18 protein-coding genes are annotated in these 16,219 nt (G+C 51.5%); 6 read left to right on the forward strand and 12 right to left on the reverse strand.

Annotated elements, in window-relative coordinates; translation table 11 throughout:
• Position 1: 1 nt before the first annotated feature.
• The 5 genes from map to EVJ29_RS10430 all read right to left on the reverse strand — a co-directional run bounded on the left by map (position 2) and on the right by EVJ29_RS10430 (position 4,897).
• Complete coding sequence (gene map, locus EVJ29_RS10410; protein WP_131505086.1) at positions 2–757, reverse strand: type I methionyl aminopeptidase; 756 nt, start codon at positions 755–757, stop codon at positions 2–4.
• Positions 758–768: 11 nt separating this feature from the next.
• Positions 769–1,935, reverse strand: a complete 1,167-nt coding sequence (locus EVJ29_RS10415) for an EAL-associated domain-containing protein (RefSeq protein WP_236633509.1) — start codon at positions 1,933–1,935, stop codon at positions 769–771.
• A gap of 64 nt (positions 1,936–1,999) precedes the next feature.
• A complete protein-coding gene (locus tag EVJ29_RS10420; protein WP_035385950.1) occupies positions 2,000–2,251 on the reverse strand; it encodes a hypothetical protein in 252 nt (83 codons plus the stop codon).
• 102 nt (positions 2,252–2,353) lie between these two features.
• The gene (locus EVJ29_RS10425; protein WP_070328919.1) at positions 2,354–3,883 is read right to left on the reverse strand and encodes a DEAD/DEAH box helicase; all 1,530 of its coding nucleotides are present in this window, start codon (positions 3,881–3,883) and stop codon (positions 2,354–2,356) included.
• Between the two features lie 162 nt (positions 3,884–4,045).
• Complete coding sequence (locus EVJ29_RS10430) at positions 4,046–4,897, reverse strand: CvfB family protein (RefSeq protein ID WP_070328918.1); 852 nt, start codon at positions 4,895–4,897, stop codon at positions 4,046–4,048.
• Positions 4,898–5,464: 567 nt separating this feature from the next.
• On the opposite strand from EVJ29_RS10430, the gene EVJ29_RS10435 reads away from it, so the two are divergent.
• The 4 genes from EVJ29_RS10435 (at position 5,465) to EVJ29_RS10450 (ending at position 8,727) form a co-directional block, all read left to right on the forward strand.
• Positions 5,465–5,707, forward strand: coding sequence for a hypothetical protein (locus tag EVJ29_RS10435; RefSeq protein WP_070328917.1), 243 nt, complete (start codon positions 5,465–5,467; stop codon positions 5,705–5,707).
• Between the two features lie 84 nt (positions 5,708–5,791).
• A complete protein-coding gene (locus EVJ29_RS10440) occupies positions 5,792–6,052 on the forward strand; it encodes a hypothetical protein (protein ID WP_016508370.1) in 261 nt (86 codons plus the stop codon).
• Between the two features lie 87 nt (positions 6,053–6,139).
• Positions 6,140–6,841: a lysophospholipid acyltransferase family protein gene (locus EVJ29_RS10445; RefSeq protein WP_070328916.1), complete on the forward strand. Its 702-nt coding sequence runs from the start codon at positions 6,140–6,142 to the stop codon at positions 6,839–6,841.
• Positions 6,838–8,727 (forward strand): ABC-F family ATP-binding cassette domain-containing protein, encoded by a 1,890-nt coding sequence (locus tag EVJ29_RS10450; protein WP_131465683.1) that lies wholly within the window; start codon positions 6,838–6,840, stop codon positions 8,725–8,727. Before EVJ29_RS10445 ends, EVJ29_RS10450 begins: the two co-directional genes overlap by 4 nt.
• 18 nt (positions 8,728–8,745) lie before the next feature.
• Here the strand turns inward: EVJ29_RS10450 and EVJ29_RS10455 are convergent, their stop codons facing one another.
• From EVJ29_RS10455 to EVJ29_RS10480, 6 genes are all read right to left on the reverse strand, one after another.
• The gene (locus EVJ29_RS10455) at positions 8,746–9,291 is read right to left on the reverse strand and encodes a GNAT family N-acetyltransferase (protein ID WP_131505087.1); all 546 of its coding nucleotides are present in this window, start codon (positions 9,289–9,291) and stop codon (positions 8,746–8,748) included.
• Positions 9,292–9,313: 22 nt separating this feature from the next.
• Positions 9,314–9,946 (reverse strand): response regulator, encoded by a 633-nt coding sequence (locus EVJ29_RS10460; RefSeq protein ID WP_070328913.1) that lies wholly within the window; start codon positions 9,944–9,946, stop codon positions 9,314–9,316.
• Positions 9,943–10,971, reverse strand: coding sequence for a sensor histidine kinase (locus EVJ29_RS10465; RefSeq protein WP_016508424.1), 1,029 nt, complete (start codon positions 10,969–10,971; stop codon positions 9,943–9,945). Before EVJ29_RS10465 ends, EVJ29_RS10460 begins: the two co-directional genes overlap by 4 nt.
• The gene (liaF, locus tag EVJ29_RS10470) at positions 10,968–11,660 is read right to left on the reverse strand and encodes a cell wall-active antibiotics response protein LiaF (RefSeq protein ID WP_070328912.1); all 693 of its coding nucleotides are present in this window, start codon (positions 11,658–11,660) and stop codon (positions 10,968–10,970) included. The genes EVJ29_RS10465 and liaF overlap by 4 nt, the downstream gene beginning before the upstream one ends.
• A gap of 86 nt (positions 11,661–11,746) precedes the next feature.
• A complete protein-coding gene (locus EVJ29_RS10475) occupies positions 11,747–12,403 on the reverse strand; it encodes a PspA/IM30 family protein (protein ID WP_071399150.1) in 657 nt (218 codons plus the stop codon).
• A 23-nt stretch (positions 12,404–12,426) separates the two neighbouring features.
• A complete protein-coding gene (locus EVJ29_RS10480) occupies positions 12,427–12,810 on the reverse strand; it encodes a lmo0954 family membrane protein (protein WP_016508398.1) in 384 nt (127 codons plus the stop codon).
• A 244-nt stretch (positions 12,811–13,054) separates the two neighbouring features.
• On the opposite strand from EVJ29_RS10480, the gene rsgA reads away from it, so the two are divergent.
• Both rsgA and EVJ29_RS10490 read left to right on the forward strand, forming a co-directional pair.
• Positions 13,055–14,023, forward strand: a complete 969-nt coding sequence (rsgA, locus tag EVJ29_RS10485) for a ribosome small subunit-dependent GTPase A (protein WP_236633511.1) — start codon at positions 13,055–13,057, stop codon at positions 14,021–14,023.
• 207 nt (positions 14,024–14,230) lie between these two features.
• Positions 14,231–15,457: an NAD(P)-dependent malic enzyme gene (locus EVJ29_RS10490; RefSeq protein WP_131505088.1), complete on the forward strand. Its 1,227-nt coding sequence runs from the start codon at positions 14,231–14,233 to the stop codon at positions 15,455–15,457.
• A 40-nt stretch (positions 15,458–15,497) separates the two neighbouring features.
• Here the strand turns inward: EVJ29_RS10490 and pflA are convergent, their stop codons facing one another.
• A complete protein-coding gene (gene pflA, locus EVJ29_RS10495; RefSeq protein WP_070328909.1) occupies positions 15,498–16,214 on the reverse strand; it encodes a pyruvate formate-lyase-activating protein in 717 nt (238 codons plus the stop codon).
• Between the last annotated feature and the right edge of the window lie 5 nt (positions 16,215–16,219).

Consider the following 16,219-nt stretch of genomic DNA (forward strand, 5'->3'; position numbering starts at 1 on the left):
GTCATTCTTCTCGGAACGTGCCAGTCAACACTTCATAGCCGTCCTCGGTCACGATGACCGTGTGCTCAAACTGCGAGACGGGGCTGTCGTTCGGTGTGAACAACGCCCAGCCATCCTCTTCTGACTGGTAGACGATCTCGTCTTTCGTCGAGACGAACGTCTCGACCGCAATGACTTGACCGACTTTCAAGATGTCATTCTCTTCCCGGCTATAGTAGTTCGAGATTGTCTCCGGTTCGCCGTGGAGCGTGCGGCCGAGTCCATGACCTGCCAAGTTTCGAATGACGGTGAAGCCGTTTTTGCGGACATCCGCGTAAATCGCTTTTCCGATCTGGTTCACTTTCGTACCGGCCTTCACTTTGCTGAGACCTGCTTCGAGCGACGTGAGCGAGACCTCGACTAAGCGGACATGCTCTGGCGATTTCGGTGTGCCGGCAATCACCGTCCGTCCCGTGTCTGCATAATAGCCATCTTTCACGGCAGACACATCGACATTGACGATGTCCCCGTCTTTAATGACTTCTTTACCTGGAATTCCGTGGGCAGCCACTTCATTGATGGAGATACACGTATAGCCCGGAAACTCATACATCGTAATCGGCGCCGAGGCCGCTCCTTCTTCTTCAAGAATACGTTGCCCGATCGTATCGAGCTCTTTCGTCGTCATCCCTGGCGTGACGGCCCGTGCCATCTCATCCCTTGCCCGGGCGACGATTCTCCCAATCTCACGCAACGCATCATAATCGTAATCAAACATCATAATCCCTCTCAATCTAATAATCGGTTTTGGTATAAGTACTCTTCTGATAAATCGGCGAACAAAAACATGCCGTCCGGTAACGGGTAGCTGAACGTACGTGTCACTTCGTTGGAGCTGAAGTCGCGATAGTCTTCCGACAAATAGCCCCGCCCGCGAACACTCATCGCCGCCATCGTCCGGATAAAGTACGGTCGAAAACTCCAGTTATAGCCTCGGTATGTGTTATCGACTTTCCAAACGTGTTGCTCTTGGTAGACGTTCGCACTCGTCTGGAAGCCCGTTTGATCGGTCAAGTAGTAGCGGACGAGCATCCCTTCTAATTTAGGGGCGATATGGAGCAGCCATTCATCCTTCTTATCCCGTGACCATTTCCCGGTTTGGACGAGCTCCGCGACTTTTCCGTGAAGTTCGAATTCTAGCTCATACAACCGCTTCAATCGCTCTTGGTCGTGCAGGAAGAACGCTGGAACTTCTTGCGTGAGCACACTCATTCCTTTTGCTTCACGCGGCGGGGAATCCTCTTGACGACCTAACAAGCCGCCCATGTAGTAACTCCCACCGTGCTGCCAGGCGTAACGCAACTGACCGAGATGATCGATTGACTTATAAAGCAGCGGGGCCCCGAGTTTCGAAGCGATGTATTCCATCGTCTGGAGCATTTGGGGGTAAGTCACCGACAACGTCTTCTTCTCGACCATCGTTGCTAAATCGACAAGCAACAACTCCGGTGCAATCGTCATGATGTCCTCGATACTCGTCGACTCCGCGAAGTCGAGCGCGACTCTCACACCAGAAGATCGATAATATTGGACGACACGGGACAGACGAGACACATCGACGAGCTCGGTCCCTTGAAGTGTCACAAATATCCGGTGGAGCGGGAAGTTCAATTCCCGTAACGGTGCTAAAAATGCTTCGCCCCCTTCTTCAAGGATCCATTCCGACCGGCAGCGGAACGTGACGAACTGCTTTTCGTCACGCAACGCTTCGGCGGCCAACCGTTCCATCCGCTTGGCGATGTCGAGTTGATACTCGACCGGTACGTCGTCATCATAAAAGAACGGGGTGAGCGACTCGCCCCTGAAATGGCCGTGTACCATGTAGCCTTCCACTTGAAACGTGGCCGCCCCGAAAATCGGTTCATACGTCACTTCGACTTCATTTGGATTCATCATCACATCCACTGCATCCAATTGGATCACCTCATCCTCATTTTCGAAACAAGAAAGCGAGCCGGTTTCAGCTCGCTCGTGTATGCACATACATATAGGCACCGAAACAAGCAATAAAATACACGATACTCATCACACCGTATCCGATTCCCATCTTCCCGCCGACGCCGATGGCCATGACCAACCAAATCATCGCGCCAAACAAAAGTGTGGCGACCGGAATATATCGGAAATTCGGACGTACTGTCCGCATAACAATCGGCTTCAATGCTAGGATGCACGCCAATAATATGACGAGACCTAAACCTAGTTCTACCATCCGTTGACACCTCATCCTTCAATCTCTACTCGTTCAGTGTAGCATGAGATAAATAAAAAAACCGCAAATCCACTTAAGGAAATACGGTTTTCGTTTTATCGATTAGTCACGCGGACGACGTGGGCCACGGTCTTCTGATGAGCGACGACGATCGTCAGTCCCACCAGTGCGTTTTCCACGGTATCCACCGCCACCGCTACGTTCGCCTGAGCGTCCGCCACGGTCTCCGCCGCCAGTGCGACGGTCTCCGCCACCACTGCGTGCGCCGCCACGGTATCCACCGCGGTCGTTGCGTCCACCTTGACGTTTCACACGGACTGGTTCTGCGTAAGAGATTTCAACAGGTGTTGAATCTGGCTCTTTCGTCAAACCACGAAGTGCTGCTGCGAGAAGCTCGACTGCTTCGTACTCTTCAAGGAGCTCAGTCGCAAGTTGCGTGTAAGCTTTGAAGTCGCCCGCTTGAACGCGTTCGATCAAATCTTCAGCTGATTGCTTTTGGTTTCCTTCAAGTACTTCTGCGATCGTCGGTACGTGACGACGGTTCATTTTCTTGTTCGTCACACGTTCGATTGACTTCACTTGACCGAATTCACGTGGCGTGATGAACGTAAGGGCAGTACCTGTTTTACCAGCACGGCCTGTACGTCCGATACGGTGCACGTAGCTTTCCGGATCTTGTGGGACGTCAAAGTTGTATACGTGTGTGACACCTGTGATATCAAGTCCACGCGCCGCTACATCTGTTGCGACCAAGATGTCGATCGTGCCGTTTTTGAAACGACGGATGACTTGGTCACGTTTTGATTGCGTCAAGTCACCGTGAAGGCCATCAGCCGTGTAACCACGTTTGATGAGTGCTTCTGTAACTTCGTCAACACGTTTCTTCGTACGAGCGAAGATGATGCTGAGTTCTGGTGAGTCGATGTCGATCAAACGGCAAAGTGTATCGAATTTTTGACCTTCGCGCAATTCGAGGAACTGTTGGTTGATGTTTTCAACTGTCATTTCCTTCGATTTCACTTTGATGATCGTCGGCGACTTCATGAAGCGCTCAGCGATCTTCTTGATTTGTGGTGGCATTGTCGCTGAGAAGAGAAGCGTTTGACGTTCAGCCGGAAGGCCTTTCAAAATCATCTCGATATCTTCAACGAAGCCCATGTTGAGCATTTCATCCGCCTCATCCAAGATCACTGTTTGGATCTCGTCGAGTTTGATCGTCTTGCGTTTCATGTGGTCCATGAGACGTCCAGGTGTCGCAACGACGATTTGCGGGTTCTTTTTCAAGCCGCGGATTTGGCGGTCGATTTGTTGACCACCGTATACAGGAAGTGCGTATACACGCTTCGTTTCCCCGATTTTGTTTAACTCTTCTGCAACTTGAATCGCAAGTTCACGTGTCGGTGCAAGAACAAGTGCTTGGACTTGACGCGCCTTTGTGTCGATTCGCTCAATTGTCGGAATACCGAAAGCTGCTGTTTTCCCTGTACCTGTTTGTGCTTGGCCTAATACATCCGCTCCTGTAAGTGCGATTGGGATTGTTTCAGCTTGGATCGGTGTCGCTTCCTCGAAGCCCATTTTGAGTACACCTTTTACTAATGCTTCACTTAACTGTAAATCTTGAAATTTTGTCAAATTATATTCTCCTTTGTTCATGCAAAAAACGTCTGAGGTTAGTTCTGCAGACGTTCTTTAAATGTTTCCTCGTAGTCAACTCTTATTACTATACCGCATTTGTTTCTAAAATGAAAGAAATACATTCTAAAACTTTTTTTAGCCACCTGGACATGAGTAATCTTATTTCAATTTATACCCGTTGTCGAGTTTTTCAACTTGCTTTTCTTTCAAGAGCTTCCCGAGCGCCCGTTTGAAGGCCGCCTTGCTCATGCCAAACTCACGGTCGATCACGTCTGGGGCTGTCTTGTCGCCGTAAGGCATTTCACCACCGCGTTCTTCGATGTAAGAACGAATGCTTTCCGCATCCGGGTCGATCGCTTCATACGCTCGCGGTTTCATCGATACAAGAACGGTACCGTCTTGCTTCACTTGCGTCACACGTACTGCTAACTGTTCGCCGAGACGCGGCCACCGCGTCATCTCTGCTTCATGTAAGAAACCGAGTGATTCATTCTCGACCCAGACGTTGACACCGACGTCACGTTTGTTGACGACGATCGCTTGAACGTCTTGATTGCCCCACTCTTCTTTGGCGGGACGGGCGAGCAAGTTCAAATACGCATAATGAGCCGGTTCTCCGAGAAGACGGCCTTTTTGATCGTATTTGAGACGGACGCATAGCTTATCGCCTTCTTTCGGCCAATATGTCCGGTTTTCAGGAAGGTCGTCGAGCGAGACGAGCACATCCTTTTGAATGCCGATGTTGACGAACACACCCGTATTGTAGCGAACGCCTGTCACCTCGAACCATTCATATTCTTCAAACGATACGTTCGGAATCGTCATCGTCGAAGCGAGACGGCCTTCCGAGTCGTGATAAAGGAAGACACGCACCGTTTGACCGACTGTGACTTCTTCTGTTTGTTCTTTCCGATGAAGTAATACCTCTTCACGGCCGTTCCCAATAAATACGCCAAAATCGGCTGAACGTTCCGCAACTAGATCGACTACATCTCCTGCACGTAATACCATTCTATACACATCCTTTTTCATCTTATTACTGTCAGTATACCTACCTACACACGTTCTTAATCATATCACGTTCCTTTTCTTGCTTCGGGTCAATTGTGTCCAATTTGTGAACGAGACAATGAACCACCCAACCGTCAAGCTTCTAAATCGACCGAGTATCAGACGGAATTTTGTGACAATTTTGTGAACAATGTTTTTCCATCTAGTATCCACTTTTTGAAAACGTTATTATTAAAGGAGTGTTGTTTATAAATCAGGTTTCAGCAATGTCCGAACGGGGGAAATAAAATGTTTGATGTTCAATCTCGCTCATTTGCGAAACGCTTCATGAAGGGCCTTTTGATTGCATTCTTCGCTCTTCTCGCTTCGCTGAGTTTCATATTCTCAAACGGTGTCGATACGAACGTATCGTCTTCCGTCACGATGGTTCAAGAGTAAGCGCCCTCTCGCTCGTCAGAAGGCGTTTTTTTGTTTTGTTCGACAAAAAAAGGAATTTTTTGCTCACTTGTCGAACGAGAAATACGTTCGGTTTTTTCAATTGAATCATCTGGGAAGGGAGAGTCACTCATGCTATTTTATTTTCTCACCACGATTCTTTCAGTCGTCGGTTTGTCCGTCTCGCTCCAAACCGGTTTTTTCAAAGATCCGATCGGCACATTCTTGTTCGCGGCGCTGCTCGCCATGGGTCTATCTTCATTTAAACAGCTTATCGCACAAATGAACGTGCTCCTGAAAGAAAGGCGCAATCAAAAGCGCATCGATCGCATCGTCGCTCGCATGCACTCCAGTTCACGCAAACGCTCTACATAACGCTCGTGTTCCCACGCCACTTTTGGTATTCTATTCTAGATAGAAGAGCACAACGGACTTGGACCGTAGGAGGCACAAACACGAATGAATGAAATCCCTTTATCGAACGAATGGCTGTTACGCTATTCACCCGTCATGGAGCTGTGGCTGAAAGAAGACGGCATTTTGCTCGTCGATGACGACAATCGAATCCGCCTCACCTTAGAAATTGGCAGTGATCACGTGATGCAGTTTAAGAGCATCGAGCAAGACGGTGCCTACTTTGTCGTTGACCCGGTGAATAAACGAATTACGTTCGAACTCGAGGAAGAAGAAGAGGAAACCGATTCTCGCTTCTGGGAATAAAGATTCATGTCTAAGAGTCAGATTCTCTGTGTGAGAAGAAGACTCTTTCTTGCTGTTTGGCTCTATTTTGAAAAGGAGATTGATACTATGTTACGCACCGCCATTTGGTTTTTCTCGTTCTTCGCCGTCTTGCCCGTCTTGCTTCCGTTTTATCCGAAAGCAAAACGACTCGACGTACCGGCACGATACGATTACGTTCAAAAAATCGCCTACAACTGGGCCAGCTTCTTATTGAAAGTGGCCGGAGCCCGAGTCCGTGTGCACGGACAAGAACATATTCCGAACGAACCGGTCGTCTACGTCGCTAACCACCAAGGAAACTTCGACATCCCGATCATGATCACGGCGACGAACCATCCGAAAGCGTTCATCTCAAAAATCGAAGTCAAAAAAATTCCGATGATCGCGGGTTGGATGGAATTGATGGGTTGTATCTTTATCGATCGCAGTGACCGCCGCCAATCCGTCAAAGCGATCCGCGCCGGTGTCGAGACGATCCAATCCGGACAGTCCATCATCATCTTCCCGGAAGGCACTCGTTCAAAAGGCGGGCCGATGAAAGAGTTTAAAGCCGGCAGCCTGACGCTCGCCACGTCGAGCGGAGCAAAAATCGTTCCGGTGGCGATCAACGGCAGCTATCACCTGCTCGAAATGAAAAACCGGATTAGACCGGGTATCGTCGATGTGACGTTTTTACCGGCCATCGACCCGGCTGACGTCTCGAATAAAGAATTGACAGCGAAAGTAGAAGCGATGATTCGCCAAGTCGTTGAAGGAGGTTCCAAATGAGTTTATTAACAATCGAAGGCATCCGTAAAGAGTTCGCCGATAAAGTCTTGTTTGACGACGTCACGATGACGATTCATCCCGGTAACCGGATTGGCGTCATCGGCGTCAACGGTTCTGGGAAATCGACGTTCTTAAAAATCATTGCCGGCGTCGAAACAGCAGACAAAGGCACGATGCAACATCCGAACGACTATCGGATTCGTTATTTGACGCAAACCGTTGATTTCGCTCCCGGTCAGACCATTTTAGACGCCTTGTTCACGAGCAACACTCCATCCGTCATGGCGTTAAAACAATACGAGCTCGCTCGCCAGGCACTCGAGGCGAACCCATCGAGCGAGCAATGGCTCGAACGTTTCATGAAAGCACAGCAAGCGGTCGATGCCGCTGATGCTTGGGAAACGGAAGCGAAGCTGAAGTCGATCTTGAATCGGCTCGGGTTACCTGACGTGTCGGCCGAGATCAGCTCCCTCTCCGGGGGCCAACAAAAACGGGTCGCGCTCGCTGCGGCCTTGCTCGACGAAGCCGATTTGCTCTTACTCGACGAGCCGACGAACGAACTTGACGCCGATACGATCGCTTGGCTCGAGACGGTTCTCGCGGACTATCGAGGCGCGATCTTGCTCATCACCCACGACCGTTATTTCTTGAACCGGGTGACGAACCATATTCTCGAGATTGCCGACGGCACGTCTTACTTTTATGACGGGAACTATGAACTGTTTCTCGAGAAGCGAGCCGAACGCAAAGCCCGCTCCCAGTCGATGGAACAAAAGCGGCAAAACATCTTGCGACGCGAGCTCGCTTGGCTGCGCCGCGGTGCCAAAGCCCGGACGACGAAACAGAAAGCCCGGATTCAACGTGTCGAGGGCTTAAAGCAGCAAGAGGCACTCGCCGAAGACGATGCGCTCGACGTATCGGTCGGTTCACGCCGGCTCGGAAAAAAAGTCATCGAAGTCGAACAGTTGTCGTTCCAGTATGCGGACACGCCGCTCATTCACGATTTCAGCTGGCTGTTCGGACGCCGGGAACGGTACGGCATCGTTGGACCGAACGGGAGCGGCAAGACGACGCTCATGAACTTGCTCGCCGGTCGCATCGAACCGACGTCAGGCACGGTCGTCCACGGTGAGACGGTTCACATCGGTTACTACGGTCAACAAGTCGAATTTGACGATACGACGCGACGGGTCATCGACGAGATCGAACGGATCGCCCAAGTCATCTACACACCGGACGGCGAGACGATCACCGCCGGTCAAATGCTCGAGCGTTTCTTGTTCACACCGGACGCCCAATATAAACCGATCAGTAAACTTTCCGGTGGCGAGAAACGGCGCCTTGTGTTGTTGCGGATTTTGATGGATGAGCCGAACGTCTTGTTCTTAGATGAGCCGACGAACGATCTCGATACGGAAACGTTGTCGGTTTTAGAGGACTACTTAGAGTCGTTCCCAGGAACCGTCATCGCCGTCAGTCACGACCGTTACTTCCTTGACCGTATCGCCGAGCAACTGATCGCCTTCGAAGAGGGGACGATCAACGTCTACCACGCCGAATATAGCGACTATCTGGCCGAGCTTCAAGACGAGGCACGGCAACTTAAAAAAGAACCGAAAGACAAGAAAGAACGCGCCAAAGCCGACGTCGTCAAGTTCACTTTTAAAGAACAAAAAGAGTGGGAGACGATCGAGGAAGAGATCGCTACAACCGAACAGAAAATCGAAGCTGCAGAAGCGCGACTCGCCGATGCCGGTAGCGATCTCGGAAAAGTGAACGATCTTTACGCTGAAATCAGTACCCTCAAGCAAACACTCGAAGAAAAAATGGAGCGCTGGGAGTACTTGTCTGAAATCGATGAACAAATTCAAGCTCAGAAAAAATAAAAAAAGACGGATCACAATTTAACATTGTGGTCCGTCTTTTTTCGCTATGTAGCCGTATACGTACACGTCGTATGTTTGATTGCCTTGGCGCATATAGTGGCGCAGCGTTCCTTCACGAATGAAACCGTTGCGTTCTAACAGTTGCTGCGAAGGGATATTTTCAGGATAGACGATAGCCCCGACTCGCTCGATGTCTGCGGAACACGCAGCAAACGTCAATGCCGCCTGCAATGCCTCTGTCGCGTAGCCGTTCCGCCAATAGCGCGGATGGATCTCATAACCGATCTCGGCACGTCGATGGCGCGGGGCGCGATTGTGGAATCCGATCGTCCCCATCAACTCGGGATGACCTTTCCTCATAATGCCCCAACGCATGATCGATCCGTCGGCAATCCCTTCTAGCATCCCGAATAGCATTTGTTCCGTCTGTTCAAGCGATTGATGCGGCTCCATCCCATAATGGCGCAACACGTCGACGTTTGAAAAAATCGTGAATAGACGCTCCGCATCGGTCGGTTGTAACTGTCGTAACTGCAGTCGTTCCGTTTCAATCGTTGGAATCATCCCGTTTCCCCCGTCCGAGTGATTATTTGTCCACTAAATTATGTTGAAACGCATAGACGACCGCTTGCGTCCGGTCATAGACGTCAAGCTTCGTCAAAATGTTCGAGACGTGCGTCTTCACCGTCTTCAATGAAATATATAATTCATCGGCGATGACTTGGTTCGCCTTGCCTTCGGCCATCAGTTGCAAAATCTCGCGTTCTCGCGCCGTCAAACTTTCATGAAGGGTCGTCTCCGGGTGCCGCAGACGTTCGAGCATCTTGCCGGTCACTTGTGCGGCCATGACCGGATTACCGGCTGCCGTCTGACGGATCGCGTCGGCGATTTCATTCGCATTTGCCGTCTTCAAGACGTAACTCATCGCACCGGCCTCGATGACCGGATACACTTTTTCATCGTCCAAAAAGCTCGTCACGACTAAGATTTTCGCATCTTTCCAGCTCGCTTTAATACGCTTCGTCGACTCGACTCCGTCCACAGGTTCCATCACGAGGTCCATCAAGACGACGTCCGGTTTTTCAGCGATGGCGAGTTCCGCTCCGGTCGCCCCGTCCGACGCTTCCCCGACTACTTCAATGTCCGGCTGTGTCGACAGAAATGCCGAGACACCGGCCCGGACCATTTCATGATCATCAATCAATACGACTCGAATCATTCTAACCCCTCCACTTGTTGTTTCACACGCACTTCGATTTGTGTACCGACTCCAGGCACGCTGACGAGACGTAACGTCCCGCCGACTTCGGCCGTTCTCTCTCTTATCGATTGTAAGCCATATGAGGCGACTTGTGTATCCTCGACATTAAAACCGATCCCGTCGTCATTTATTTTCAAGATGACCGTCTGTTGGACGGTCCGCATTTCAATTTCGAGCCGCTTCGCTTTGGCATGCCTGAGCGTATTGCTGATCGCTTCTTGAACGATGCGGAACAACTCATTTTCCGTATGGCGTGACAATTTCACTTCCTCGAGACGCCAGATGAGCTCGGTCGATTGTTTGCGGGACAGTTCTTCTAACAGACGTTCAATCCCCGTCTTCAAGGTCATCCCTTCTAACTCGACGGGACGAAGCTGCAACAAGAGCGAACGCATCTCGGCCTGGGCGGTCTGTGCCATGACTTCGACTTGACCGATCTGTTTAGCGGCGAGTTCCGGTTTCGATTCGATCGTCTGCTTGACCGCTGTCGTCATCATCGAGATCGCGTATAGCTGTTGACTGACCGAGTCGTGCAGCTCACGGGCGACACGACGACGTTCTTCGACGACCGCCTCGCTTCGTGCCTCTTCGACACTGACCGGCCGATCGCCGACCCGTTTGGCGACCTCGATCATCTCCGTACGTTGTTTGCTGATACGGACAATCCGTTCCAGCGTGTCGCGATACGGCGATAACGGCCGGAACGTGATCTCTTTTTGATTCTCGAGCTTCCATAGGGCAATCGCCACTTCACGGAAATCCCGGCGCAAGTAAAAGTAAGACCCAACTCCGAATATGCTGCCGATCAAAACGGCGATGACAACGATAGACACACCGAAAGGCAACCCTTCTTCACGTGTAAATAAATCTCGGAGTGAAGTCGAGTCACCTATTAGAAATGCAATCGTCACGAATAACGCCGTCAGTAGACTGCTGAATAACTGGTGCCAGACGACCGTCCTTGGGTAAGAATCTTTCTTCATACGGTCATCACCTCGACGCTTCCGCTCATGAGCACGATATGAATCCGGACTTTTCGCGTCGCCGCTTGGTACTCATCAGACGCCGTATAAAAACGGCGGTTGAACACCGGTGAATAATTCGATTCATCGACTTGGATCTTGCCGAAACCGATTGAGGCGTCGATCGAGTAATCGTAACCGGCCGGGATGAGGATACGGATATCCCCGGCGAGTCCGTTCAAGAGCAAGAACGTCTCCCCTTCCGGAATGATGGCGCGCGATAAATCCATCTCGACGTCGCGTAGCAAAAAGAATTCATTCGTGTCTTGCAAGACGTAATGGCCCGACTCTTTCGTCCCGAACGAAAACGCCTGTTCTTGACGAATGTGCGACCGGAACCGATTCGACTCAAGCGGTCGATTTTTATACAAACGGTACCCGAACATGAGCAATAATCCTGATAAGACGAACCCGAACGCGGCCGAAGAAAAGATGAGTCCGACGAGCATCACACCACCGATCCCGTAAAAGATATAACTGACCGGCTGATTTCCTTTCCGGCTGAAGCGACGCCCGATATAAAGCAATAAGAGCGGCACAATCATGCTGAAGAGGACGCTGTTCCCACCCGTCACGATGTCGATAAATAGTCCGATGGCAAATAAAATAATCATGAAGCCGATAATTTGGCGTGTGTTCCAACGTTCCACTCTGCTTCCCCCTCCCTAACGATATGTACAATGAAGCAAAGAAGCGATGGCCCGAAAATACTCTGGACCATCGCTGAACCAGTGCGTCAGTCTTGTTTAAAGCGACGCTCAAGTTCTTTTAATTTTGCTTCGAAATCATCTTCGTCCGCCGCGTCGGTTTTTTCTTCGGCCGCAGGTTCTTCCTTCGTTGCGTCTTTCTTCTCTTCTTCTGTGAACGGATGCGACTTCGATGTGTCCGCTCCGAAGATTTGATCGAGCGCACCTTTCAACAAATCAAGGTTCTCACGCATCGCGAACTCGTAACGTTTGTTTTGCATCTCGTCGAGTTTGAGGCGCATCTCGAGGGCACGGCGCTCAAGGGCGTCAAGTTCACGACCGCCTTCGTCTAGCAAGCCTTCGAAGTAGCGATACTGTTCACCGTAATGTTTTGACTCGAGAGCAGCGCGTTCAGCCAACTTCTCTTCGCCGGCTTGTTTCGCGAGCTCTGTCTGTTCGTAGCGCTTGTCAGCCATCAATTTGGCATCGTCACGCTTCGTCGCGAGTTCGCCGAGCAACGCCTTCTGACGCTCGACGAGACGTTCGACCGACAACGCCTCTTTTTCAGCACCGCGGATGTGGCGGTTTAATTCGGCTTCCCCACTCGAGCGTGGCGCCTCTTTTTCTTGATACTTTTTCATTTCTTTTGAAAATTCTTTCGTCAACTCGTTAGCTAAATCACGAAACTGATCAAATGGTGTCTTCATCATAAAATCCTCCTTCTAAAAACTTAGCGACGGTTTACAAACTTTTGCCAGACTTGATCGAACGATTGGAAGCTGCTACGACTAGCACGCGACCCGTCCGCATTTAAAATCTCAACGTCCCGCTTTTGGTTGGCATACATCATATACCCTTTAAACAACATCCATGCCACCACAATTCCGATTAACGCCCAAATATTCGACAAAATCGTGATGATCCCGATCACGGCGAGTAAGCCGTAACCGATTTTTGCGCCGACATGCGTCACGGCCATGAATCTGACTCCAGCCCAAAGTGCTAAGAGCGCCCCCAAACCAAACATGATCATATTTGGTAAAAAGCCGATTAGGACGAGAACTAGAGAGATTGCCGCCACGATGAACAACACTTGCTTCACTTGGCGATTCATCTGTCATCCCTCCTCATTAAGTACACTCTTATCATAATACGCCATTTAAAAGATGGCGACGAGCGGAAGGCTTGTTTTCCCTCGGTCTGTAGACTGAGATGATAGCGTTATCAGAAAATGTGGTACAGTGAATGTATCGAACAATGAAAGGATGATGTTTTATGAGCACCTTACAAACAGCCGTATACACCTTGTCAGCCAACAGGAGGGCAGTTGTCCTCCACAACTAAAAGGAGGATTCGATTTGGATCACACAACAACGGGACGCGTCACAGCACAGTTCCAACATATGTACACGGTAACGACAGAGGACGCTGCTTTCACATGCGGGATATCGGGCAAATTTCGCCACGAGGCGATGAGCGAGCGCGACTATCCGGTCATCGGCGACTTCGTCGAGTTCACGATTCGCGAGCACGGTCAAGGTACGGTTCGACGTCTCCTTGAACGACGGACTGTTCTTTCACGGACAGCCGCCGGCAACGAGACGCGCGAACAACTGATCTGCGCGAACGTCGACTATATTTTAATCACGATGGCGGTCGGTCACGACTTCAACCTGCGCCGGCTCGAGCGTTACTCGCTCGCCGCCTGGGAGACGGGGGCGATACCGCTTATCGTCTTAACGAAGGCTGATCAAGTAACTGATGTGGCCCCACTCGTTCAAGACATCCAACTGACGACGCCAGGCATTGATGTCTTCCCGGTCAGCTCGATCACCGGCGACGGGGTCGAGGCATTGCGAACTTCACTGCCGAGCGGGAGCACGCTCGTCCTAGTCGGTTCGTCCGGCGTCGGGAAATCGACGCTGACAAACGCGCTTGCCGGGAAAACACTCGCCGAGACGCAAGCCGTCCGCGAAAGCGACGAGCGCGGTAAGCATACGACGACGCACCGCGAACTGTTCCGCGTCGACGACTTCTTCATCATCGACACGCCCGGCATGCGTGAGTTCGGTCTTTGGGACGGCGCCGATCATCTCGACGACACGTTCAGCGATATCGAGGAGTTGTCAGAACGATGCCGGTTCCGTGACTGCTCGCATCAAGCCGAACCCGGTTGTGCCGTTCGCGACGCGATTGCGACCGGTGCGCTCGATAAAAAACGGTATGCGAGTTACGTCAAACTCGAACGCGAGCTGCGTTACGCTGAAAAACGCCAAGCCGAAGCGGCACGACTAGCAGAAAAGAAACAGCGCAAAACAAGAGCATGAAATCAAAGGAGTTGCGGAATATCCGCGACTCTTTTTGTTTTCGTTTATGATTAGCACCAAATGTTAAGACCAATTCTACATATATGAACAATCGTTCAGAAATAATTGCGTCCATAGCAGGTAAAACGCTCGAAAGTAAGCGGTTTCTTCGATACAATGTAGTCGATTGTGACAGACAAAAAATCGTACGCACACAGGGAGAGAGTTATGAAAACATTGAACGAACGCGCACTCGAGATGCATGCTTTGCACCACGGTAAATTGGAAACGACACCAAAAGTCGACGTCGACACGACAGAAGCGCTCAGCCTCGCCTACTCACCGGGCGTCGCCGAACCGTGCCGCCGCATCGCTGAAAATAAAGAGCTGTCCTATGAATATACGTTGCGCGCCAACACGGTCGCCGTCGTCTCGGACGGAAGCGCCGTACTCGGGCTCGGCAACATCGGTCCGGAAGCGGCGTTGCCGGTCATGGAAGGCAAGGCCGTCCTGTTCAAAAGTTTCGCCGGGGTCGATGCGTTCCCGATTTGTTTAGACACACACAACGTCGATGAGATCGTGCGGACGGTCGAACTGCTCGCCCCGACGTTCGGCGCCGTCAACTTAGAAGACATCAAGGCACCCGAATGTTTTGAGATCGAGGCCCGGTTGAAGCAGACGCTCCCGATCCCGGTCTTCCATGACGATCAACACGGGACGGCCATCGTCGTCTTGGCCGGCCTCGTCAATGCACTCCGTTTAGTCGACAAAGCGATGCCTGAACTGCGTGTCGTCATGAACGGAGCCGGGGCCGCCGGAATCGCCATCGCCAAGCTGCTCAAGCGCTTCGGCGTAGAGGATCTCGTCATCTGTGATACGAAAGGTGCGATCTATGAAGGACGCGCCGACGGCATGAACCCGTTCAAAGACCAGATCGCCAAGGCGACGAACCGGAAGCTCCACGTCGGCACACTCTCAGACGTGCTCGAGGGGGCCGACGTCTTCATCGGTGTCTCGGCCGCAGGCGCCGTCACCGAGGACATGGTCCGCTCGATGGCCACAGATTCGATCATCTTCGCCCTCGCGAACCCGGTGCCGGAGATTATGCCGGATCTCGCGACTTCCGCTGATGCCCGCATCGTCGCGACCGGTCGCTCGGACTTCGCCAACCAAGTGAACAACGTCCTCGCCTTCCCCGGTATTTTCCGTGGGGCGCTCGACGTCCGGGCGTCAGAGATCAACGAAGAGATGAAAGAAGCGGCCGTCCATGCGATCGCCGACTTGTTGACAGAGGACGACCTCGCGAACGGCATCGTCATCCCGAGCCCGTTCGACGAGCGGGTCGCACCGGCCGTCGCGATCGCCGTCGCGAAGACTGCTGTCGAGACCGGTGTCGCCAACCGTCCGCTCGACGAGGACGCCATTCGCCGCCACGTACGTGATAAGCGGCTATAACACGAAAAATTGCGCAGACCATAACGGTCTGCGCAGTTTTTTAGACTGTACCTTGTAAGATCCCTTCCGCCCACTCGACTTCTTCCGTCGTCGGTGGTTTGATGCCTTTTAACGGATAGTCGAGGCCGAGCGCCTCCCATTTATAGACGCCCATCTCGTGATACGGCAAGATTTCGACTTTCTCGACGTGGTCGAGTTTTTGAATGAACGCCGCCGTGCGCCGGAGCGCCCCTTCATCAAGCGTCCATTCCGGGACAAGGACGTGGCGAATCCACATTTTCGTTCCGCGCTCGGATAAGTGTTCAGCAAGCGCGAGCGTGTTGGCGTTGCTCCGTCCTGTCAGTTTCTTGCACATGTCGTCATCGATATGTTTAATATCGAGCAAGACGAGGTCGGTGTGGTCTAAGATGGCGTCAAGGTTAGGGGGACGGAGTGCACCCGACGTATCGAGCGTCGTGTGGAGCCCGTGTTTTTTCGCTTCACGCAACAGCGCTTCTAAAAACTCTGGTTGTGCGAGCGGATCGCCCCCTGAAATTGTGATGCCGCCTTTTGATGCTTCCATGAACGGACGATAGCTGAGCGCTTCTTGAATGACGTCCTCGGCCGAACGATGGTTATTCTTTTTAAAATCCCACGTATCAGCGTTGTGGCAATACAAGCAGCGAAGCGCACAACCTTGCAAAAAGACGATAAAACGAATTCCCGGGCCGTCAACGGTTCCAAACGATTCGACCGAGTGTACATATCCCATTGTCATCGAGA

The organism is Exiguobacterium sp. SH4S7, assembly GCF_004336795.1.
Taxonomy (GTDB): Bacteria; Bacillota; Bacilli; order Exiguobacteriales; family Exiguobacteriaceae; genus Exiguobacterium; species Exiguobacterium aurantiacum_A.

Coding starts and splice junctions, on each gene's coding strand:
- EVJ29_RS10475 (WP_071399150.1), bottom strand. CDS start 12,403: ATGAAGACACCATTTGATCAGTTTCGTGATTTAGCTAACGAGTTGACG.
- EVJ29_RS10455 (WP_131505087.1), bottom strand. CDS start 9,291: ATGATTCCAACGATTGAAACGGAACGACTGCAGTTACGACAGTTACAA.
- EVJ29_RS10430 (WP_070328918.1), bottom strand. CDS start 4,897: ATGGTATTACGTGCAGGAGATGTAGTCGATCTAGTTGCGGAACGTTCA.
- map (WP_131505086.1), bottom strand. CDS start 757: ATGTTTGATTACGATTATGATGCGTTGCGTGAGATTGGGAGAATCGTC.
- EVJ29_RS10420 (WP_035385950.1), bottom strand. CDS start 2,251: ATGGTAGAACTAGGTTTAGGTCTCGTCATATTATTGGCGTGCATCCTA.
- pflA (WP_070328909.1), bottom strand. CDS start 16,214: ATGACAATGGGATATGTACACTCGGTCGAATCGTTTGGAACCGTTGAC.
- EVJ29_RS10465 (WP_016508424.1), bottom strand. CDS start 10,971: ATGAAGAAAGATTCTTACCCAAGGACGGTCGTCTGGCACCAGTTATTC.
- EVJ29_RS10490 (WP_131505088.1), top strand. CDS start 14,231: ATGAAAACATTGAACGAACGCGCACTCGAGATGCATGCTTTGCACCAC.
- EVJ29_RS10480 (WP_016508398.1), bottom strand. CDS start 12,810: ATGAATCGCCAAGTGAAGCAAGTGTTGTTCATCGTGGCGGCAATCTCT.
- EVJ29_RS10440 (WP_016508370.1), top strand. CDS start 5,792: ATGAATGAAATCCCTTTATCGAACGAATGGCTGTTACGCTATTCACCC.
- EVJ29_RS10450 (WP_131465683.1), top strand. CDS start 6,838: ATGAGTTTATTAACAATCGAAGGCATCCGTAAAGAGTTCGCCGATAAA.
- EVJ29_RS10445 (WP_070328916.1), top strand. CDS start 6,140: ATGTTACGCACCGCCATTTGGTTTTTCTCGTTCTTCGCCGTCTTGCCC.
- EVJ29_RS10435 (WP_070328917.1), top strand. CDS start 5,465: ATGCTATTTTATTTTCTCACCACGATTCTTTCAGTCGTCGGTTTGTCC.
- EVJ29_RS10415 (WP_236633509.1), bottom strand. CDS start 1,935: ATGATGAATCCAAATGAAGTCGAAGTGACGTATGAACCGATTTTCGGG.
- EVJ29_RS10460 (WP_070328913.1), bottom strand. CDS start 9,946: ATGATTCGAGTCGTATTGATTGATGATCATGAAATGGTCCGGGCCGGT.